Here is a 21504-nt window from a genome sequence, read left to right as displayed (position 1 = left end):
GTTTCGGCTGTTATGCAGCGGGATGATCAGTTTTTATATTGCTCAGAGAGAAGCTTCTCTTTTGTTAAGAAAAAGTCTTCCCTTTTGTAATGGACATACTCGTAGTTCTGCCCCAGTTTTATCGCATTGACCGGACACGCCTCCTGGCAGAACCCGCAGAATATACATCTCAGCGTATCTATCTCATATCTTGCCGGGTAGCGGATGCCGCCCTCCGGTTCATAAATTTCAAGGGTTATACAGCGGGCAGGACAGACGGCGACACACAAGCCACATGCCACGCATAATGTTTCTCCCGCAGAATTCTTCTCAAAGTAATGGAGGCCCCTCCATCTCGGCGAGATAGGCCGTCTCTCCTCCGGATACTGGATGGTAACCTTCTTTGAGAAGAATCTTTTTAAAGTCAGCCACAAACCTTTCAACAGTGGAATAATCATCGCTTCACCTTACTTAATTGCCACCACAAAGGCTGTTACCACCACATTGAGGAGCGCCAGGGGGAAGAGAACCTTCCATCCTAACTGCATAATGTGATCGTAACGGAACCTGGGAAATGTACCCCGCTCCCAGATAAAGAAAAATATAATCGCAAAGACTTTTATGAAGAACCAGACAGGCCCGGGCAGGAACGGCCCCATCCATCCACCGAGGAAAAGCGTTGCAGCCACAGCCGCAACAACTACTATATGGGCATACTCGGCCATGAAGAAGAGGGCAAATTTCATACTGCTGTATTCTATGTTATAACCGCAGGCCAGCTCGCTTTCCGATTCCGGCATGTCAAAGGGGGTCCTGTTTACCTCCGCAAGACCGGCGACAATGTATAAAATAAAGGCAAACGGCTGATAGACAATAAACCATACGTTTCTCTGGGCCTCCACGATATCTGTCAGCCGCAGAGAACCGGCCAGGATGACGACGCCTATCAAGGTAAGACCCAGGGCAACCTCATAACTGATCATCTGGGCTGCTGCCCTCAACGCCCCGAGGACGCCATATTTATTGCCCGATGACCATCCGCCAAGCACCACCCCATATTCACCGAGGGTTCCCAGGGCAAAAATGTACAGGATCCCGATATCAACATCTGCAATCACGAGCTTTATCTCCCGCCCGAACAAATAGACCCTATCACCGAAAGGGATCACGGCAAGCATGGAAATAGCGGCAATAAAGCAGATCATGGGAGCCATCACATAGAGAGGTTTGTCCGCCTGAAAGGGGATGATATCCTCTTTGAAGAATGACTTTATCCCGTCCGCGATGGGCTGCAACAGACCGAAAGGTCCCACCCTGTTCGGCCCCAGTCTCACCTGGAGATAGCCGAGAACCTTCCTTTCCACCAGGGTAAGGTAGGCGACGAAAAGCATCACCACGGAGAATAGCACGGTAATTTTTATCACTGTTTCGAGAAGAAAAGAGGTCGTTTCCATACAAAATTCCTATCTGTCTATTTCACCCAACACAATATCAATACTGCCGATGGCCGCAACTACATCTGCTATCATCTGCCCCTCTATGATCTTTGAGAGAGCGCCGAGATTGATAAAAGAAGGGGGTCTGATCCTCATCCGGAAGGGTTTATTTGTCCCGTCGCTGACGATATAAAAACCGAGTTCGCCCTTCGGTGACTCGATTGACGAATATACCTCACCTCGAGGAACCTTAAATCCTTCGGCCATGATCTTAAAGTGCCTGATGAGAGCAGCGATATCACTCTGGACATCTTCTTTATCCGGTGGTACCACGGAAAGTGCATTGGCACGCACCGGCCCTTCCGGCAGCTTATCCAGGACTTGCTTGATGATCCTGTTTGACTGTCTCATCTCTTTTAGCCTCACGAGGTACCTGTCATAGACATCGCTGTTCTCACCCAGGGGAATCTCGAAGTCAAACTCATCGTAACTGGAGTAGGGGTAAGCCTTTCTGACATCATAATAGACACCGGAGGCGCGCAGCACGGGACCGGTAACCCCATAATTGACGGCATCCTCTCTGGAGAGGTGGCCAATATTCCGGGTCCTCTTTTTCCAAATGATGTTATCTGTGAGAAGGGTTTCGTACTCATCCACCCTTTTAGGAAAATCAGCGACGAACTCCCCTGCCGGTTCCACAAAGGTGTCGGGGATATCTTTGGCAAGCCCGCCAATCCTTATAAAGCTTGGCGTCAACCTGGCGCCTGTTGCCAACTCCAATATCCCGAGGATCGTTTCCCTCTCCCGGAAGGCGTAAAAGAAGACCGTCATCGCCCCGATATCGAGGGCATGTGTGGCAATCCAGAGGAGGTGTGCCGCTATTCTCTGGAACTCGGCAAACATCACTCTCAGATATTGCGCCCTTTTAGGTATCTCTATGCCGAGGAGCTTCTCTACGGCAAGACAATAGGAGAGATTATTGGAAAGCCCGTTGGTGTAATCGAGTCTGTCGGTGAGGGTGAGCGCCTGGTTGTACGTCATGGTTTCCGATAATTTTTCCACCCCCCTGTGGAGATACCCCATGTGGGGGACCGCCTTGACGATTATTTCTCCGTCAAGCTCGAGGAGCAATCTCAACACCCCGTGTGTCGCCGGATGCTGAGGCCCCATATTGATCGTCATATATTGAGTTTCAGCCATTTAACTCTTCCTCTAACTGTACGGAGAAGGGTTCAGCAAAATCATACCCCTCCGTGGGGAAATCTTTTCTCAACGGATGGCCGACAAATTCATCCACCAGGAGTATTCGCCTCAGGTCCGGATGGTTATCAAATTTTATTCCAAACATATCGTACACTTCTCTTTCCATCCAGTCTGCGGCCCTCCAGATATCGCTTACCGTAGATAACTGGCAATCCTCCTCCTCACGAACCCTTGCTTTTATTCTTAACCTGTCATTGAATTTCGAGGAGCGCAAAAGATAAACTATCTCAAAACGAGCGGCATCTCCAGCGTTACACTGATAATCAACACCACACAGGTCGGTTAGCATATCGTAGAGGAGCTTATCAGTATCCCGGAGAAACAACATGATGTCCCGTATTTTGTCCTTCTCAACCGTTACACTGACTTCCCCTCTGAATTCCTCAACCTTGATGATACTGTCGTGGAAGTTTTCCTTTAACTTGTTGACAACCTCATCTGCCCTACTCATTTTTCCCCCACGGTAAACTGAAAAGCTTCCTCTCTCCCGGAGCCTCATGGGCAATCTTTTCCTGGAGTTTCATGAGGGCGGCAAGCAGGCTCTCAGGTCTCGGAGGACAACCCGGTACATATACATCCACAGGGACTATCTGGTCTACACCCTGGACGACGTTATACGTTTTGAATACCCCCCCGCTTGATGCGCATGCCCCATAAGCAATGACCCATTTTGGTTCTGCCATCTGCTCGTAGATCCTCTTCAACATTGGCGCCATCTTCCTGGTAACTGTCCCGGCGACGATCATCAGATCTGCCTGCCGTGGAGAGGGTCTGAAGACCTCTGCGCCAAACCGTGCAATATCGTAGGTTGCCGAACTGGCAACCATCATCTCGATGGCGCATCAGGCAAGGCCAAACGTGACAGGCCATATAGCATTCTTTCGCCCCCAGTTTACAATATTCTGCAGGGGTTTTATCAGCAAGTTTTCTTCTAATCCCATTCGAGAGCCCCCTTCTTCCATACGTAAATGTAACCGATAAAAAGGATGGACACAAAGATCAGCATCTCAACGAAGCCAAACAGTTTAAGGCTCCTTGTCACTACCGCCCAGGGATAGAGAAACAGTATTTCTATGTCAAAGATGAGGAAGAGCATCGCGATGATATAGTAGCGGATGGTGATCCTTCTCCGTGTCGGTCCTATGGTCTGCATACCGCATTCATACGGTGAAAGCTTTGCCTTTTTTGCTATTCTTTCACCAAGAATGTGAGAGGCGCCCACGAGAATAAGAGCGCTAAGAGTTGCGACGAACATCATGATAAGGATGGGAACGTAGGCAAGCATGTTTAACTCCTAAGTAAAAAATTTACAGATACCGGTGTTGTTTTGTGTTACATTTTGTTGCCCAGGTGATAAGAAAGGCGGGATGTCGTTACACTAAAGTTGCCTCTGTTGTCAAGGAAAAAAAAGAAGGAAAATGGCAACTGACCAACATACCATGCTTTTTAGAGAAGGTGACAAGAAAGAAAGGGGAGGAGAAGAAGGTGGACACTAGGGCGCAATTGATCTGACTTTAAGTGGTAAAGGGGAAAGATGGAATGATCTGTTTAATGCCTATCACAATTTCGGTGAGCATGAGTTCTCTGATGGCTGGCGTTCTAAGAATTTCACCAACGGCATGGTGGTCCACGGATTTCGTTTCCTCAAAACACTGTTCAATGGCCCACCGCAGACCGCTAAGCCACACAAAGGTTTTCAAGCGCGTGCTCAGCGAGGCATTGCTCACGTAGTAAGAATACGAGCGGGTATCTCCCAATGTCCTCCGGATAATCAGCCATACTTCTCTGTTCGGAAGCCCGTTTCTGGAAAGAAACACCCTTTGTTTAGTAGTAACTACTCAGGTTAATAGGGGCAAAGGCACAGGGAGTAAAAAGCTTAGCGCCTTTGCGGAATCCCCTAAATTGCATTGACACGGTAAGGGGGCGGGGGTTCGATACCCCTCGCGCCTACCAACGTAAGCGGCCTATCCCGACACGGATTTTAAGTCAAGAAATTTGATGCGTGCTAAAAAATTGCTCGACAAAAAAACCTGTTTCATCTATTCTTGGTACAATTCCTGAGCAGACCTTGACAGAAGGTATTTTCGCTATGAAAAAATCAATTTCAGCAATGATAATATTTCTCCTACTTCTCATACCTGCCGTCAGTGACGCCTCCTATCTCATTCGGCTAAAAAATGGGGGGGAATTGGCAACTCCCAGGTACTGGGTCGAAGGCGAGCAGATATATTTTTACTATGGGGGGGGAATTGCGGGGATTGAAAAGAATTCTGTGAGGAAAATAGAAAAATCCACTATAGACCCTGATGAAACCTATGAAGTCAAGAAGCCGGAAAAACGCCCTGCAGAAGTTGAACCAAAACCGTCAATGTCAAATGCTCCGAAAATAGACAAGAAAGAAGATACAAAAAAAGATCCAGATCTTATGCAGGAATTTAACAAGCTCGAAAAAAAGTTTGAGTCAAGAAAAAGTATGACCATCGATGAACTCAAGGATTTGTGGAATGAACTAACTGCATTCTGGACCAAAGTAAGGTTAAATCGTTTAAACGAGATTTTCAAAGACGAAGTCACTGAAATTTTTAATATGCGTGATGCACTTGATGAAATTTTAAAGTCAAAAGGTCAATAAATCTTTTTCCTGCCAAAAATATTTCGTAATGTGTTTGCCAAATAACAATAACTCGTTGGTCTATGATTTGAACCTCATTTATATAGAACTTTGTCAGTGCCCGCCAAGGGGAGCTTACAATCCACCTTGATTCTCATGTCACAACGCGCTTGCAAAAGGATGATAGTTCTTTCCATTACGGCATTGACATTATTATCTATGCTTCATTATAAACATTTTTAAAACTGTTTCCACAACACCTTTTTCAAAGGCGCAACATTGGGTGGTGCTCCGCCACTTGGTGGGGTTAGAACATCCGAACTGCCGCCACCAGAAGTACTCATATATGGTATCCCAAGCTCTGTACCAGGTGTATTTGTATTTGCGACAACTATCCCACCAGTAATCGTTCCGTTCCCTCCACCACTTCTGGTAACATGACCATTTCCGACAGCAATAATTATGCCGTCATAGTTAAAATTTCCCTGTAAAACCAGATTGCCCGTTACTACAAGAATACCGGCGCCGGCGCCAGTATAAGAGTAATTCCCATCAATTACTACAATTTTCCTGTTTGAAGTAGTTCCTAATGTAAACCCTGTATCACTCGGAGATGTAAAATCGGCAGCAGCCTTAAGATCGGCGTATAATTCAAGTAAATCAGCTTTATTACCCCAGGGCGAGGGAATAGTCTGTGCTTCTATGCAGGGAGTTGATGCGCAACTACCTGTATAATTACCATACCGATTAGCTGGAATTCCATCCTTTACTGAAGCAGCAGCGGTTGAATTATCAACACAAATAGCAGGCTTTGTTCCACCAGTAACATCGGCAACATTAGAATTTGGTCCGTCAAAAATAGCATTTGGACCAGGTAAAGTTATCGGAGCGGGTAAGTTGGGAGGAACTATCATCTTTATGCTTACTTGAATAACGGTAAAAGAATTATTAGGACCGAAACCAAAAGATGTAAGAGTAACCTGATAATTCGTGTCTGTTACTGAGGTAACCCCATCCGTTGCATCATTTGTAAGATAAACCCTGTAGCTGTAGCTTCCGGCTCCATAACTTGTAGAAGCAATAAAGGGAACATCATCAGTGACAAAGGTTCCGTTTGCATAAAAATTGGTGATAGTACTACTATCGGAAAGCACACCATTTCCACCTACCCTTGCTGCAAGTATTTGTGAGAGTGAAGAACCTAAGTTTATAGCTTGCCGGACGTTCTCCCTCGCATGTTCGATACCTGCTTCCGCTATGTAAAAGGCCTGCGTGCTCGTCTTGTAATTGCCGCTGATTTTCATATCCGTGGTGCTCGTCATCACGGCAGTAGTCCCGAGGAGAACTAAGACAACGATCAGCAACAGGCCGACCACGAGAACCATGCCCTTTTCGCTTTTCCTGACCACCCTGCTGTACAGTTTTTTTGCGTTCATAATCTGCCTCCTCACTACAGACCAAGGTTTCTCGGGGCTACACTGGACGTCAATGTATATGTCCGGTAACCATCATTGGCGGTATATGCCGGATCGGGTTTGGAGGTCCGCAGTGTGATTTTAATTTGAATACGGCGAATATTGATCGGTGTAGCGTTAGGCCAGTATTGAAATTCAAGAGATTGAACATGTTCGGCAACCGGTTGGTTGGTGGCACCTGCCTTCGACTTTCGACCAAGCTTTTGTATGCCATCTGCTGTATAGAGGGAATAGGTGATGTTTTCATTTGAATCACCTGTGTCTCCATCGGGAGGGCCCGTTCCCGCATCATCCGTTATGTCGAGAGTGAAGTTAATAGAATTGGACGCGGCACTAACAATTTTTGAATCTGCTAAGCCCGAGGGATTGTAACCCGCCATCCTGATTTCACGGGTCATCATGTCCATGGCCGCTCTGGCATTCTGCTGCATCTCTACGACTTCCTCCTGATTGCCGAAGGTCTTATTCTGAATGGTAAAGACGCTATACATGGCGCCAAGCACCACCAAGCCGACGGCCATGGCAATCAGCAGTTCGACCAGGGAAAAACCATAAGTCCTGTCCTGGTTACCTTTTAGTCGTATGTCGTAAGTCATAAGTCGTAAGTCAACCATAAGAAACCTTTGAAAAACTCTCCATCGTCCCAAATTCTGCCACTACGCATGAGTAATCTATGGCTTACGCCCCAAATCCTGAATTATTTTGCGTAATTCAGGATAAATGATTCGCTATTGGGCTACAATAGTCGTGAGGATCGCATTATGGTCTGTACCCTGCCAGTTCCATGTAACCGTAACTACAATCGTTTTCATGTTGGCGGCAGGGGAATTATTAGTAACTGTCCATGTCCTCTTATATATTGACTCTGCCGTGTCTGTACCTCCGGCCAAGCTTCCATAAGCGGTATTTTTCAATTGCTCCATCCTGTCCTTAGCCAGCGTCGTTGCCGTGGTCATTGTTTTGCTGAAGGAATTGCCCTTGATAACCATGACGGTCACAGAGATCAATCCTAACAGGGCAATAACGAGGATGAAGATAGCGATCATGATCTCGACAAGGGTAAAGCCCTTATTATTACGTAATCCAGACATCGGTATAATCTTTTTTTTTGCCCCCCATACCAGTATTTAAGCTTTCAACTCCCTAAATTCCCTTTCTCGCCTTTTACCAATTAACAATTTGCGTGTTTGCGAAGTCCCGAATAGATTTAGCAAAGTATCGCAAACACGTTGTTAGCCCGCTCTTCGCTTTCACAAGCCGTCCTCGTACAAGTTGCAGCAGTGAGGATCAACTATTTTGTGTAGTGATAGCGACAAGAAATAATCACGAGGTCTGTTTTGGTCACATCATAAACCAAACGGTGTTCGTCGTTGATTCGCCGTGACCAATAGCCCGATAGGTCTGCCTTCAGATGTTCGGGTTTTCCCAGTCCCTCAAAGGGTGTACGCAGTGTGTCCTTAATCAACTGGTTGATCCGCTTCAACAACTGACGATCCTTCTCTTGAAACCACAAATAGTCCTGCCACGCGGATTCAGTAAAAACTAACCTCTTGGCTCAATCAGCTCACGTTCGACTATCTTCCCTATCTGTGCCTCTGCGATAGACTGGCGGAGATGAGCCGCATTGGCTGGGTTAGACAAGAGATAGGCCGTTTCTTGCCATGCGTTGAACTCGTCCAAGGGTAAGAGAACGATCTGCTGACCTGTATCCGTGGTGATAATGGTTGGTTCAGCATTCGAAATAACCTTTGCAATCAGCAAATCGAGATTGCGTTTTGCTTCATTAACTGTGACCACATTCATGTTTCACCTCATTTTAGAACTCGCATGGATTTCACAGTGCCCCCGCGAAGAGCCGATAGTCGGGCTAACAGAGAGTATTTACCTGCCAAAAAGCTACTAATTACACCTGCTGTGAGAGTATATTTAGCAGCATCAGCAAAAATATTGCCTATCACTTTTCTTCGTTCCCTGTTCATAGTTTATACCACAGAAATTAAGTTCCTGCCACTTGACGGTTGAAGCAGCCTAACTATGGCGTATCAGTTTATCTTTACCCGCCCGGCCGAGCTGACGGTCACCTCTTTCTTCGTTCCGGACAACGTCGTGCTCTCCAGGGTGATCTTTGGATTTGTGAAAGCTGCTATTCGGCCGCTGGCCGTAAAGGTCGGGTTGTTGTTTCCCCACACCGTCACATCATAATACCCATAGAGCGTCTGAATATTTTTCACCACCGGCACGCCCGTCGCGTCGATCGTGTAACTGGCGGCGGCCGACGTTGGGAAGGTGACCTGAACATTGCGGTTCTGGGTCACGGCCATCATTCTGGCATTCATGAGATCAGACATAACCTGCCTGGCCGCCCCATTGAGTCGTCTCTGGGCCATGAAGGTCTGGTAACTGGGAACGGCAATGGCCGCCATAATCCCCATGATCGCAATAACGATCATGAGTTCTATAAGGGTAAAACCCTTACCTCTTTCGATCCTCATGGCATCACTACGTGAAATAGAATAGCAAAGAATATGCCATCTTAAATAAGTCATAAGTCATAAGTCATAAGTCGTAAGTCAAAAGTCAAAAGACATAAGACGTAGGACATACCACTATTCGCTTAATAATACGCAATGTCTCTAATAACGTAACCTTAGAAATACTACCCCGAAATCCGGTCGTTGCGCTCGCTTTTAATGACCCAAACCGGTGAATTCTCCCTATCATCTGTGATTTTCGCGTCATCTTAGGGCGGCGCTGTTAAGAGAAAAAATTGCATAAAGTAACCACCAAAGAAGATATAGGCCACCGCTGCAAAGGATAGAAAGGGACCGAAAGGAATGGCATATTTCATGTCCTTCCCCTTTACAATCATCACCGTAATGCCGACAAGAGCGCCGAGGAAAGAACTCAAAAGGAGGATAAACAACAGGGACTTCCACCCGGAAAATGCCCCTAACATGGCCAGCAGCTTGATATCTCCCCCTCCCATCCCCTCTCTCTTCGTCAGCAGTTCATACACGAAAGCAATGATATACAGGATCCCGCCCCCCAGCAATATCCCCAGAAGCGCCTCTACTACGTGAATATCCATGAAAAAAACCGCCCCCAGGAAAAATAGGGGGATACCGGGCAGGGTTATCAAATCGGGTATAATCTGATGGTGAAAATCTATAAAAGTAATAACTATTAAAGAACAGATAAAGATAAAAGAAAAGAGGAATTTCAGAGACAGGCCAAATTTCCAGAAGAGAAGCAAGGCCATAACGGCCGTGATCAGCTCGACAACAGGATACTGAAGGGAAATTTTCCCCTCACAGTGGCGGCATCTTCCCCTTAAAATAAGATAACTGACGAGAGGGATGTTATCCCATGGTTTAATGGGATGCTTGCATTCCGGGCAATGGGAAGACGGGAAAACTATTGACCGGCCTTCAGGGATGCGATAAATACAGACATTGAGAAAACTTCCCACGACAGCGCCCCCCATGCCTATGACGATATCTAAAAACACACCCATAACGACCCTTCTACCCCTTGCCCCTTGCCTATCGCCTATAGACTGATGACTGATGACTGACGACTGACCTAACCATCCTTTCTCTCCCAATCATAAGGAATATCATTATCGTGGGGATGCACTCTGAATTCATCCGGCTCCTGATAATTGTACGTCTCTGTAGGGATATTGATCGCTACGGCCTCCTCCGTGGAGACACATTTAAACCCGTGATAGACGTAAGGGGGGATGTGCACTAAAATAGGGTTGTGCTCGCCGGCAAAGAATTCGGCGACTTCACCATAGGTCGCCGCATCCCGACGACTGTCATAGAGAACAATCTTCATCATCCCCTTGACCACGACCATGTTGTCGGACTGCCTTTTATGATAATGCCATCCCTTAACCACCCCGGGATAGGCGGTCGTCATATACACCTGGCCGAATCCCTTATACATCTCATCATCGGCACGCAGGAGCTCCATCAATCTACCCCGTTCATCGGGAATAACCCTCAACTTTTTAATAATGACTCCTTCAATCATATCCCGTTAATTCCCCTTACAAAAACTGGAGCTCACCACCCCAGACTCCAGAGCTTCCCTGTAATCTCACAACTTGTTTGCCCCCGTTTCCGCCACCATATTCCCCGCATATTGAAGGGACTGAAAGGTGCCGGCATCCGTCCACCAGCCATCCAGGATATCCCATTCCATCTTTCCTTCCCTGATATAAAAATTATTGACATCCGTAATTTCCAGCTCTCCCCTTTCCGATGGTTCCAACATTTTTATAAAATCAAAGACTTGTCTGTCATACATATAGATCCCGGTTACCGCATAATTAGAGGGGGGAGAAGATGGTTTTTCGAGAACACAAACAATCCTGTCACCATCGAATACGGGGACACCAAAACGCTGTGGGTCAGGCACCTCTTTCAGCACGATTCTGGCACCCTCCTTTTGTCTTTTAAAAGATTCAACAGTCTTTCGGATATTCTTTTCAATAATATTATCGCCGAGGACAACAATGACCTTCCCGTCATCGGCAAAAAATTCTGCCAGAGAGAGGGCGGCGGCGATCCCTCCTTCTCCTTCCTGATAGGTATAATTGAGATGCCTGAGACCAAAGTCTCTCCCGTTACCTAAAAGTTTGAGAAAGTCCCCGGCGTTGTTCCCACCGGTTACGATCAGGATCTCGTCAATATCGGCATTTATTAGAGTCCTGATGGGATAGTAGATCATGGGCTCATTGTAAACTGGAAGAAGATGTTTGTTCGTCACTTTTGTCAGCGGATATAATCGGCTCCCCAGTCCTCCGGCCAATACGACTCCTTTCATGCCCATCCCCCTTCACCATAAGATAATCTTGAGATATTTCTACAACATATTTCAAGAACCATCAACAATAAAAATTCTGTATTGCATAATCTACACATATAAGTTAAAAATTAAGAGTTTATATGAAAATCCCCCCTTTACCAAAGGGGGGTAAGGGGGGATTTTCATGCTTCGTTGTGGCAACAAGCCATGGGGGTTAGAATGGAGATGATTTTCTTCTGGATTCTGACTCCTGAAAGGAAGTTGTGAAATCTTGACAGACAAATTTTACATGCGACGGGCCTTGAGGCTCGCCAGAAGGGGGGAGAAATGGGTAAGTCCCAATCCCATGGTCGGTGCCGTCATCGTAAAGGAAGACCGGATTATCGGAGAAGGATACCATGAGAGATTCGGGGGTAACCATGCCGAAATCAATGCCATCCGTAATGCCTCGGAGGCAATCGAAGATGCAACCCTCTATGTTACTCTGGAACCGTGCAACCATTACGGCAGGACTCCCCCCTGCGTCGAAACCCTTATCGCCTGTAAGCCTGTTAGGGTGGTCATCGGAACCTCTGACCCGAATCCCCTCGTCACGGGCAAAGGCATCGAGGCCCTCAAAAACCACGGCATTGAAACAACCCTCGGCATCCTTGAAAAAGAATGCAAACAGCTCAATGAAAGGTTTTTTAAGTTCATCAAGACCCGGATACCCTTTGTGACCCTCAAGTTCGCCCAGAGTCTCGACGGAAGAATTGCCGGCAGCACGGGCGATTCCCGATGGATCAGCTCTACTGCTTCTCTCAGGTTTGCCCACACACTGAGAAGTATCCACGATGGTATATTGGTCGGCATCGGTACTGTTCTCCAGGATGATCCAGATTTGACCGTACGCCTCGTGAGGGGAAGAAATCCGGTAAGGATCGTCGTTGATTCCCACCTGCGCATCCCCCTGAAGGCGCGGGTTCTTAAAAATCAGGAGATAGCAAAGACGATCATCGCCACCACCTGTCAGGCCAGCTTTAAAAAACGTGCCCGCCTGGAGGAGATGGGGATTGAAATACTGCCGGTCGCACAGGATAATGACTGCCGTATAAACCTGAAAAAACTCCTCACCGAACTGGGAAAGAGAAACGTCTCCTCGATCCTCGTGGAAGGGGGTGCGGAAATTATCACCTCTACTTTAAAAGAGGAACTGGCCGACAGGGTGATAATTGTCATTGCTCCCAAAATCATAGGAAAGGGGATCGAGGCGGTAGGTGATCTGGGAAGCAAAATCACCGCTGATGCCTTTAGATTGTCTTACAAAAAAGTTTCCCGGAAGGGGGATGATATAATTATTGAGTTGCAAGTCGTAAGTCATAAGTCATAAGTCGTAAGTCATAAGTCATAAGTCGTAAGTCGTAAGTCAAAAGACATAAGACGTATGACATAAGACGTATGACTGATGACTGATGACTGATGACTAAGGTTTCAAGTCCATGATTTCTAAACCTCTCTCCATCTCATACTTGTAATAATTGCAACACATCTCGACATATTCACTACAGGATTGACCGTCGTACACCAACCAGGGGAAGATACAAACCGTCCATAGGACGGATGACGGCACTGTACACTGGACCTGTGACGATGGGATCTGGTGGGCTTTTTCAAGCTGCTTATGGTCTAAATGATCAGTGATCCCCGCTTCAAACAGGGCCTTGCACCTTTCTTCTGCAGAAACATGTAATACCGGTGAGAAATAGTGGATACCAAACCGACCAAAAATTTCACGGGCAATAGCCTTAACCTCCTCGAGTTGAGAACCGTCATCCAGTTGTTCAACATTGCCACCATCGCAAAGATGGGTAATATTATTTTCTCTACAGTATTTTATTGCCGCAAGATGCATTGCTATTTTACACTGTAAACATTCATTTGCCATAAACAGTGTAACCTTTTTAGCGTCATACGTTTCCCGTCCTGAACGCTGGCCATGCGGGTCTTCCCAGAGCGGACCTATTTCCTGGCTAAGGACTAACTGATGGGCTTCCCATTTTTCCTCATGGGGGATCATTTTTTGGTATATGTCTTCGTTGCTTACCTGATCATAGATAATTTCCTTATCTGGGAACACCTTCCGAAGACGCTCAATGATTCCCTCCGGGTTTTGTAATTTTTTTAAACCATGCCTTACAAAGGTCACGAGACGTATTTCATCATAATAGGGCATCTGTGACCAGGCAGCGTAGGTGGAATCAGTCCCACCGGAAAACATAACTGCTACCTTACTTTTATCCGACATTGCTGCCTCTCTATTCCTTACAAAGTTTTTCCAACGTATTACTTTTCTGGCGAAAAAGCAATGAATTCTTAAGTCATCCTGCAATTCAGACACTGGACTTTAGACTTTAGACATTAGACTTTTCTATATAAGAAATTAACCCTTGGAGTGTTCTTAAACCTTTGCTAACTGCCATGCCTTTATCCTTTGTGTCATCTCTTGCCATTTCCTCCCCTTCAGTCTAATGTCTGAATCACAGTAAGTCATCAGGGGAAATTTCACAAAATCTCTTGACAGTAGCAAAGAATTGGATAATACGAAACCCTTATAGCAAAACAGTAATTCCCCCTACAATTTTAGAAAGGAAAAAAATGGATAGAGACTTTACATGTCCCTGGTGTGACGTAAAAATGACACCCAAAATGAACCTTTTAGACAAGTCACATGGTACTACTGTACGAGAAAGAAGGTGCACTGCGTGTGGCAAGGTTCTGGCAGCTTATCTTGTGGAAGAAGGAGATTTTTTAAACTCCATACGCACATTTCAGAACTAATATTTGGTAAGCGTTCAGCTATCAGCCCTCAGTTTTCAGTTGAAACAGGAAGATACACGGGGAAGTCCACAACTCCTAAGACAAGCTTTCTCATACGTAAGATTTTGTTTTGACTTGTTTTACTGATCGCTGATTGCTGACGGCTGAATGCTTACAGTATTTGAAGGGAGACAATGAAATATGGTGGAAAAATCTGAGGAAACTGCGGCCCAGTTGTCTGAGGCCACTTTAACGGATGAATGGATAACTGAGTGGGAGGACAGGATTGGACTCGATCTCCGTATCGGGAATATCTTTAATCAGAATGCCTCCTACGAGGCACTGAGAAACTTCGCCAATGGAATAGGCGATGCCAATCCTCTCTACCGGGATGAGGAATACGCAAGAGGAGCCAGATACGGTGCATTGATAGCTTCTCCTAACTGGGTGGCGAGTGTCTTCCCCCATTGGGTATTGCAGGGGCTTGCCGGAATTCACGCCGATCATTCGGCATCAGATTGGGAATTCTTAAGGCCTGTATATATGAACGACAAAATTACCCCTAAGTGCAAATTTGTCGGTTTTGATGTCAAGACCAGCCGGTTCGCGGGAAAGACGGTCTTCGAATACCAGAGATTTGAATATTGGAATCAGAGAGGAGAACTGGTATCACGGGGATACAACATGCTTGTCAGATATGAGAGGCAGACGGCAAGGCAGCAGACTGCTCAGGGGAAGGGAAAGTATGATCATCTCGAGACGCCTCATCCCTGGACCCCTGAAGAACAGGCCAGAGTAGACGAGGATTGCCTGGCAGAAGAGATACGTGGCGCCAATACCCGCTGGTGGGAGGACGTGAATGTGGGTGATGAACTACCGCCTGTGGTAAAGGGAATTTTCGGATTAACCGACATGATCGCTTACTGCGTGGGCGCTGCCCCTGTACAACTGGCAGCACATGGTGTTCAACTGCGGAACTATAAGAAACACCCGGCGTGGGCATTTCGTGACCCTGTGCTGGGGTCGTGGGAACCGGTGTACGGTGTGCACTACTTGGTCTCGGCCGCCAAAGGGGCAGGAGCCAGGTATGCCTACGATGCTGGAATACAAAGGCACTGCTGGATGACAAACCTCCTCACCAACTGGATGAGTGACGAAGGCTGGTTGAAATCCTGCTCGGCACAATACCGCCAGTTTGTTTATCTTTCCGATGCCGTATGGTTCCGGGGTAAGATTACCAAAAAGTACGTTGACGAAAATGGAGAGTACTGTGTGGATATTGATGCCCACGGTATCAACCAGAGGAGGGATGATACCATTCCTGCAACCGCCACGGTCATTCTCCCCTCTCGGGATCACGGAACATCACCGGTGGAAAAGAGACTACCAGCCGAGGAATATCGAGGCACAGGCAAGGGTGTCTATTTTTAAAATTCAGTTGCAACTTTAATCCCCCACCGTGACTCATCACCTGACCAGCTGATCCTGGCCTCCGACCAAGCCCTCTATCAGGCCAAAAGAGATGGGCGTAACCAGGTCGTAAGTCATAAGTCGTAATATACACGAAGGGAAGACAAACGGGAAAATGGATAGTGAATTGATTTCTGTTACATCTATGAGAGAGAGTGAAGAGGGGATTATCCATGCCATTGCCGGGGGAAGGGCTCTGACAATGAGACTGGCCGGCATGGGAATTGTGGTGAACACGAAAATTAAAGTCCTCCAAAACATTGGAGGCCTGGTCATTGTCCAAGTTAGCGATACAAGGGTAGGGCTGGGAAGGGGAGAAGCCGAGAAGATTCTCGTGTCCAGGAGCCACCCTTTACAGGACGAAATTAAGCAGGCAAAGAACGGCAGGAAGCTCCTCGTTGCCCTCACCGGTCAGCCAAATGTGGGTAAGTCTACTGTTTTCAACATCCTTACCGGATTATCCCAGCATGTCGGAAACTGGCCGGGGAAGACGGTGGAGAAAAAAGAAGGCGCTCTTGTCTCTGACGATGTGGAGATGCAGATTGTGGACCTTCCCGGCACATACAGCCTTACCGCCTTCTCGGAAGAGGAAAAGATTGCAAGGAATTTTATTATCAGTGCAAAACCCGACGTTATTGTCCTGCTGGTGAATGCATCGGCGCTCGAAAGAAGCCTCTATCTCCTCACCGAGTTGCTGTTCTTAGGTCCTCCCGTCATCGTTGCCATCAATATGATGGATGTTGCGGAAGACCAGGGAATCCAGATTGATATAAAGGCCATCCAAAGGTCTCTCGGGATACCAGTTGTCCCCATGGTTGCCACGAAAAACAGGGGAATAAAGGATGTCGTCTCTCAGGTCATCGCCGTCAGCCGTAGAGAAGTGGCGTACAAACCCAGGCTTCCCGAGGTTGCCAGGGACCACAGAGAAATTTTCCTCAAACTCATGGAACTGACAGAAAAATATATCCGCCCCCCCTATACCGTTCGGTGGGTGGCAACCAAACTCATGGAAGGAGATCCCGAGATTTCGGAAATGGTGGAGGGTCTTGTACCAACCCCTATCTGGAACAAGATACAATCGCTTCTCATAGAACACGAAGATTCCCTCCACGCCGTTGTCGGTGGAAGATACGACTGGATAGAGGAGATCACCAGGGCCGCCATTTCGAGGTTCAAGTTAGGACAGGTTACTATCACCGACCGTATTGATCACGTCCTTACCCGTCCCCTTTTCGGTATCCCGATCCTTCTCGGGGTCATTGCCCTCGTCTTTTCCCTCACTTACAGGATAGGCGCTCCCTTACAGCAATCTCTTGAACTATTGATCAGTTCCCTTGCCAGATGGCTGGAACCAGCCCTCGCCCCGGTCCCTGTCTGGATGAGGGGACTAATTATAGACGGCATGATCGGTGGCGTGGGATCCGTTTTGACTTTTCTCCCCATCCTCTTGATATTCTTTGCCGTCATGGCTATTCTGGAGGATGTCGGCTATATGGCAAGAGCGGCATTCGTAATGGACAGATTCATGCACCTCATAGGACTTCACGGAAAGAGTTTTATCCCCCTGTGCCTCGGTTTCGGATGCAATGTGCCCGCCGTCCTCGGGTCGAGGGTCGTGGAATCAAAAAAGGCCAGGTTGCTGACCATATTCCTCTCCCCTTTTATCCCCTGCACAGCCCGGCTTGCCGTCCTTACTTTTGTTGCCGCAGCGATATTTGCAGACAGTGCAGCCCTTATTTCCTGGTCATTGCTGACTATGAACATCCTTGTCCTGGGTGCGACAGGTATGCTGGCACATACTTTCTTCCTGCGGGATGAACCGATGCCCTTCATCATGGAACTTCCCCTCTATCACAAACCTAATCCAAGGACGATCGGAACCGTCATCTGGATGAGGACTATTGCCTTTGTAAAAAGGGCAGGAACTGTAATCTTCACCGTTTCCATCTTGATATGGTTATTGTCCTGGCTGCCGTATGGAAATGTGGAAAACAGCGTACTTTCATGGATGGGACGCTTTCTGGAGCCTGTTGGTAAACCGCTGGGGCTTGATTGGAAGATGATAACCGCCTTACTTACAAGCATGGTGGCAAAAGAAAACGCCATTGCCACCCTTGGTGTTCTCTACGGTGTAGGTGAAGAGGGACTGATCCATGTGCTGCCCAGAGTGATGAGTCCCGCCTCGGCACTTTCCTTCCTGGTTGTGATGATGCTCATTATCCCCTGCGCAGCAACCATGACCGTCATGAAACAGGAAATGGGAAGCTGGAAATGGTTGACTGCCGCTTTCGGGCTGATGCTCGCCATCTCTTTCCTGGGAGGGATCGTTGCCTATCATCTTGCCCTATGGATGGGGCTGTAGCAGGGGTAACAATTGTTTTGGATTGGGTTTCCTCCAGACCCCACCTCGCGATGACGCCCTTGCCCTTTTTCCTTCGCTTAGGCTCAGGACAGGCTCTATCCTTCGGCTCCGCGAATACCTGGCACAGGGACTCTCACCCTGTTAGTTCTGTGCCATGCCCGGCACACACGATAAGGCTCAGCGGCGGTGAGCCGTCCGCCCCTTGTTAGCCAAATATTCTCCCATCTCCTCGAACAGCATCAGCTGCTTCGGCCCAGGTTCCTCGTATAGCACCTCGCCCTTAGCCTGGATCACCTGACACACATAGCTATCAATATCTTGCTCAATCTCCGCAAGGAATCTCGCCTCTAAATCCAGATTCCTCAATTTGTGTACCTCACACAATAACCGACCCATTAGGATTACTTTGGCGTCTCCAAGAGACACTTTAATTCCTGCTCGTGTGAGGGCTAATATCTGGGTCTCAGCGGCTGCCAAGGCAGAATGAATCGTGCCGTTGCTCGATCCATCGGTGGCAATCAATCCGTCACGCTTGCATACGAGTATGAGGTCAAGATGAATCGGCGATTTCGATTGCTGCAGAGGCATCGCAACTGACATCTCCGCCTTTATGGGGTACGCCTGTAGGCAGAAGAAGCCGGAGTGTCTGATGGCCTGATGCACAGCGGTCCAGCCTTCGTGTCGCGAATGATGATACGTAAACACAAAAAGTCCGTTGTCGCGGAGGACACGGGCGCATTCAGCGAAAACTGATGTAAGCTTCACTGTGAAGCGCTCAGGGCTCGTATCTTGTACCTCGCTGTTAGATCGTGTTGTGTTCGCAGGCGAGAGATCCAGCATCTGATTCAACCAATAATAAAAGAAGTCTGCAAGTTGTGAATAATGCACGTTGTCAAAGAACGGGGGATCAGTGACGACCAAGTCCACACTTTTGTCAGGGATGTCAACACAACCGGAATCCCCATAGCTCAGGTAGACACTCCCCGCTTGAGCGACGAAATCCGCGAAACTCTGCGTAACATGGACCTCCAGGGGATGATTTATTCCTCCTATCGTCGTTGCTTTTGATGATTTTAGTTGCAGTTCGGTAGGGTTAGCCTTGTATGCGAGTGCTCTCTCGACTCTGGAGCGGAAAAGGCCGGAGAACGCACCGGAGGACTTGCTTGTACCCCAAATGTTGGCCTCCAATGGCATCATCTCCGGTTTCAGTACGTGGTGTGCGAACATGTGACGTACAGCACCAGTCCCCTCCCCCTTGAACGACGTGAATAGATTGTTGAATTCGAGGACACCTGAAAAGAGGCAAGCGAACAGCACCCTCAAATCTGGGTTTTCAATAGCTCGGATATCCCTTATCATGTGTGAAATACAAACCAACTGCCGATCTGAGAACAATTGGTCCCAAAACCGGTAGTTATGCTTCAGCATTTGGTTCGTGTTGTAGCCGGGTTCTATCGCCACCTTAGGGAACGTGCCGACGATACTTCTATACTCCTTTTCCACGCGACGCTCAAGTTCGCGGTCGAATTTGTTTGGCGCTTCGTAATGTTTCTGCCCGTCCCTGGTAAGAATCATCTTCGCATATCGACGGAAACCGAGAGGAGCCCGAAGGGCCTTCATCCTTTCCACTAATCGGAACGAAGCTTGGCACGAACCACAATGGACAATCGGGCCGCTGATTGTTCCTTCTTGCGGATTGTATTGTTGAGAGCAATGGGGACACAGGACACGCTCTGCGTCGTAATAGGTGGATGCTATGCCACCGCAAGCGGGACACACAGATCGCGCGGAAGGGTCTTTTTCGTGGACGGCGTTCTCCGAGAAAATCCGTGTCCTGAAAAGGTCAATCGTCTCATTGCACTGCGGGCAGGATACGACCTTGACAAGGAAGTAGTAGAGAACAACGGCTTCTTCTCCAGAGGCAGCCTTTGTCTCAAAGTAGCTTAATAGCTTGGGCGAGAGCGTCTCTTCCATACTCCGGTAGGTACGCAATACGTCAGCTTGTGAATACCGGGAGAACGCTGCACGACACGCGATATATGCGACCGGGTTGATGTCTCGACCGATAGCCCTGCATCCGAGCTTGACTGCCTCTCCAACGGTGACTCCACTTCCCATAAAGGGATCAAAAACGGTGATCGTGTCGAAGCTATTGACGCCGTAGAAACGATCCCAGAAGTCCTGGCCTTCCTGAAGGCATGAACCCAACAGTATCCCGCGGAATACTGATCCGAGCCTTCGCGCCCACCACTTGTGGATGTAATAGACCGGCCGATACACCTCCTTACGCCAAGACTCGTGTTCCGCGACAACCGAAAGCCGCTCGAATGGAAAGTCTTTCTCTATAAGCCTTGACATCCGACTAACTCCGTGTTTTTGACATTGCAGTAGAACTAAAAGATGAAAGGTTTGTCACTGGTCTTCACCCTCCGAAACCTCCGGCTAAAAGTCGGTAATCAACGCGACGAGTTTGTCCGAATCAGATGCAAGTCGGTAAGCAACGAAGTGGTGTTCTCTCCTGGCAGAAGGATTAGCAATGGTTCTCGCGGCAATTTCGTTTCTTTTCAGGTCAAACTCGTAACCCACCACCAACTGTGTAGCTTCAACACGGATAACATCCCCGACACTCTTGAATCCTCGGGGTGCTTCCCATGATACAGGTACCAGTAGCGTCCGTGTACCCGTCAGACCCTGCGCGACTGCGAAAGGGGTCGGTGCGACGTACATCTTTCTGTCCCGGATCATGATATCGCCATAACTGCCAAAACCCTTGATACTCCTGTTCTTGTGAGTGTACTCGTGATCAGCATTCAGGAAGTCGCCATGGCAGATGACCAGGTCGATTACTGGATATTCATCTCCAGCGCTTTCAACTTTTGGGTAACGCCCAAACACGTAGAAAATGTCCCGCCCATTGTGGTATCCCGTGGGAACCTGACTATTGCAGTCGTAGGTGGACTCTCTCCCAGGCCAGGCGAGGCCCTTGGTCTCGTAACCTTCCGTGAATTCCACGAGAGTGAAGTCCGGGTAGGAATTCCTACCGCTTCTATCGAATAGTACCCCGGCGCTGCGAAGACGGTCTTCAAACCAGTTCTGAAAATGAAATTCCTTGTCAGTCCTGCTCACCCGGTCGATGAGAACCCCTTGGTTAATTGCATTGGCACAGGCGGCGAAGACCTCAAATGCTCCGGTGTTCTTCATAGTACTTCCTGTCCATTTGTCGAAACCATCCATTCGTTGGCTAATCGGGATAGGGGGGAGCCTCACGACTCCCCTCCTCCCACACCACCACTGCAT

22 protein-coding genes and 2 pseudogenes are annotated in these 21504 nt (G+C 47.9%); 5 read left to right on the top strand and 19 right to left on the bottom strand.

Annotated elements, in window-relative coordinates; genetic code table 11:
- Positions 1–26: 26 nt before the first annotated feature.
- From nuoI to QMD03_06420, 6 genes and pseudogenes are all read right to left on the bottom strand, one after another.
- A complete protein-coding gene (gene nuoI, locus QMD03_06445; GenBank protein MDI6776866.1) occupies positions 27–437 on the bottom strand; it encodes an NADH-quinone oxidoreductase subunit NuoI in 411 nt (136 codons plus the stop codon).
- A 9-nt stretch (positions 438–446) separates the two neighbouring features.
- A complete protein-coding gene (gene nuoH / locus QMD03_06440) occupies positions 447–1433 on the bottom strand; it encodes an NADH-quinone oxidoreductase subunit NuoH (GenBank protein ID MDI6776865.1) in 987 nt (328 codons plus the stop codon).
- Between the two features lie 9 nt (positions 1434–1442).
- A complete protein-coding gene (gene nuoD / locus QMD03_06435) occupies positions 1443–2615 on the bottom strand; it encodes an NADH dehydrogenase (quinone) subunit D (protein MDI6776864.1) in 1173 nt (390 codons plus the stop codon).
- On the bottom strand, positions 2608–3129 hold the full coding sequence (locus QMD03_06430; GenBank protein MDI6776863.1) for an NADH-quinone oxidoreductase subunit C: 522 nt from the start codon (positions 3127–3129) through the stop codon (positions 2608–2610). The genes nuoD and QMD03_06430 overlap by 8 nt, the downstream gene beginning before the upstream one ends.
- A pseudogene (locus tag QMD03_06425) lies at positions 3122–3619 on the bottom strand (NADH-quinone oxidoreductase subunit B family protein). The gene QMD03_06430 and the pseudogene QMD03_06425 overlap by 8 nt, the downstream one beginning before the upstream one ends.
- Positions 3610–3963, bottom strand: coding sequence for an NADH-quinone oxidoreductase subunit A (locus QMD03_06420; protein MDI6776862.1), 354 nt, complete (start codon positions 3961–3963; stop codon positions 3610–3612). The pseudogene QMD03_06425 and the gene QMD03_06420 overlap by 10 nt, the downstream one beginning before the upstream one ends.
- Before the next feature lie 44 nt (positions 3964–4007).
- Here QMD03_06420 and QMD03_06415 point away from each other — a divergent pair, with 44 nt between their 5' ends.
- Positions 4008–4190, top strand: coding sequence for a hypothetical protein (locus QMD03_06415; GenBank protein ID MDI6776861.1), 183 nt, complete (start codon positions 4008–4010; stop codon positions 4188–4190).
- A gap of 2 nt (positions 4191–4192) precedes the next feature.
- Here the strand turns inward: QMD03_06415 and QMD03_06410 are convergent, their stop codons facing one another.
- Complete coding sequence (locus QMD03_06410) at positions 4193–4435, bottom strand: hypothetical protein (GenBank protein MDI6776860.1); 243 nt, start codon at positions 4433–4435, stop codon at positions 4193–4195.
- Between the two features lie 332 nt (positions 4436–4767).
- Between QMD03_06410 and QMD03_06405 the strand changes: the two genes are divergently transcribed.
- Complete coding sequence (locus QMD03_06405; GenBank protein ID MDI6776859.1) at positions 4768–5310, top strand: hypothetical protein; 543 nt, start codon at positions 4768–4770, stop codon at positions 5308–5310.
- A 218-nt stretch (positions 5311–5528) separates the two neighbouring features.
- Here the strand turns inward: QMD03_06405 and QMD03_06400 are convergent, their stop codons facing one another.
- From QMD03_06400 to QMD03_06360, 9 genes and pseudogenes are all read right to left on the bottom strand, one after another.
- Positions 5529–6725: a pilus assembly PilX N-terminal domain-containing protein gene (locus QMD03_06400; protein ID MDI6776858.1), complete on the bottom strand. Its 1197-nt coding sequence runs from the start codon at positions 6723–6725 to the stop codon at positions 5529–5531.
- A 14-nt stretch (positions 6726–6739) separates the two neighbouring features.
- Positions 6740–7378, bottom strand: coding sequence for a prepilin-type N-terminal cleavage/methylation domain-containing protein (locus tag QMD03_06395; protein ID MDI6776857.1), 639 nt, complete (start codon positions 7376–7378; stop codon positions 6740–6742).
- Positions 7379–7492: 114 nt separating this feature from the next.
- Positions 7493–7855 (bottom strand): prepilin-type N-terminal cleavage/methylation domain-containing protein, encoded by a 363-nt coding sequence (locus QMD03_06390; GenBank protein ID MDI6776856.1) that lies wholly within the window; start codon positions 7853–7855, stop codon positions 7493–7495.
- 200 nt (positions 7856–8055) lie between these two features.
- Positions 8056–8292, bottom strand: a pseudogene (locus QMD03_06385) (Txe/YoeB family addiction module toxin).
- A 14-nt stretch (positions 8293–8306) separates the two neighbouring features.
- On the bottom strand, positions 8307–8567 hold the full coding sequence (locus QMD03_06380) for a type II toxin-antitoxin system prevent-host-death family antitoxin (protein MDI6776855.1): 261 nt from the start codon (positions 8565–8567) through the stop codon (positions 8307–8309).
- Between the two features lie 239 nt (positions 8568–8806).
- Positions 8807–9310 carry a GspH/FimT family pseudopilin gene (locus tag QMD03_06375; GenBank protein MDI6776854.1) on the bottom strand — a complete coding sequence of 168 codons (504 nt, stop codon included), beginning with the start codon at positions 9308–9310 and terminating at the stop codon, positions 8807–8809.
- Between the two features lie 194 nt (positions 9311–9504).
- Positions 9505–10278 carry a prepilin peptidase gene (locus QMD03_06370; GenBank protein ID MDI6776853.1) on the bottom strand — a complete coding sequence of 258 codons (774 nt, stop codon included), beginning with the start codon at positions 10276–10278 and terminating at the stop codon, positions 9505–9507.
- 68 nt (positions 10279–10346) lie between these two features.
- Positions 10347–10802: a dTDP-4-dehydrorhamnose 3,5-epimerase family protein gene (locus QMD03_06365; protein MDI6776852.1), complete on the bottom strand. Its 456-nt coding sequence runs from the start codon at positions 10800–10802 to the stop codon at positions 10347–10349.
- A gap of 66 nt (positions 10803–10868) precedes the next feature.
- The gene (locus QMD03_06360) at positions 10869–11597 is read right to left on the bottom strand and encodes a sugar phosphate nucleotidyltransferase (GenBank protein MDI6776851.1); all 729 of its coding nucleotides are present in this window, start codon (positions 11595–11597) and stop codon (positions 10869–10871) included.
- 253 nt (positions 11598–11850) lie between these two features.
- On the opposite strand from QMD03_06360, the gene ribD reads away from it, so the two are divergent.
- Complete coding sequence (gene ribD, locus QMD03_06355) at positions 11851–12948, top strand: bifunctional diaminohydroxyphosphoribosylaminopyrimidine deaminase/5-amino-6-(5-phosphoribosylamino)uracil reductase RibD (protein MDI6776850.1); 1098 nt, start codon at positions 11851–11853, stop codon at positions 12946–12948.
- Positions 12949–13041: 93 nt separating this feature from the next.
- On the opposite strand, the gene QMD03_06350 is transcribed toward ribD, so the two are convergent.
- Entirely contained in the window at positions 13042–13863 is an 822-nt protein-coding gene (locus QMD03_06350; GenBank protein ID MDI6776849.1) for a hypothetical protein, read from the bottom strand.
- Positions 13864–14576: 713 nt separating this feature from the next.
- Between QMD03_06350 and QMD03_06345 the strand changes: the two genes are divergently transcribed.
- Complete coding sequence (locus QMD03_06345) at positions 14577–15806, top strand: MaoC family dehydratase N-terminal domain-containing protein (GenBank protein ID MDI6776848.1); 1230 nt, start codon at positions 14577–14579, stop codon at positions 15804–15806.
- A gap of 154 nt (positions 15807–15960) precedes the next feature.
- Positions 15961–18207: a ferrous iron transport protein B gene (gene feoB, locus QMD03_06340; GenBank protein MDI6776847.1), complete on the top strand. Its 2247-nt coding sequence runs from the start codon at positions 15961–15963 to the stop codon at positions 18205–18207.
- A 177-nt stretch (positions 18208–18384) separates the two neighbouring features.
- On the opposite strand, the gene QMD03_06335 is transcribed toward feoB, so the two are convergent.
- Positions 18385–20565, bottom strand: a complete 2181-nt coding sequence (locus QMD03_06335; protein MDI6776846.1) for a hypothetical protein — start codon at positions 20563–20565, stop codon at positions 18385–18387.
- 84 nt (positions 20566–20649) lie between these two features.
- Positions 20650–21504, bottom strand: an 855-nt coding sequence (locus QMD03_06330; protein ID MDI6776845.1) for a hypothetical protein, incomplete at its 5' end; no start/stop codon positions are given.

It is taken from the genome of Syntrophales bacterium, assembly GCA_030018935.1.
In the GTDB taxonomy this organism is placed as follows: Bacteria; Desulfobacterota; Syntrophia; order Syntrophales; family CG2-30-49-12; genus CG2-30-49-12.
Note: the sequence above shows the minus strand (reverse complement) of the source record. Positions and strands in the feature narration are given on the sequence as shown.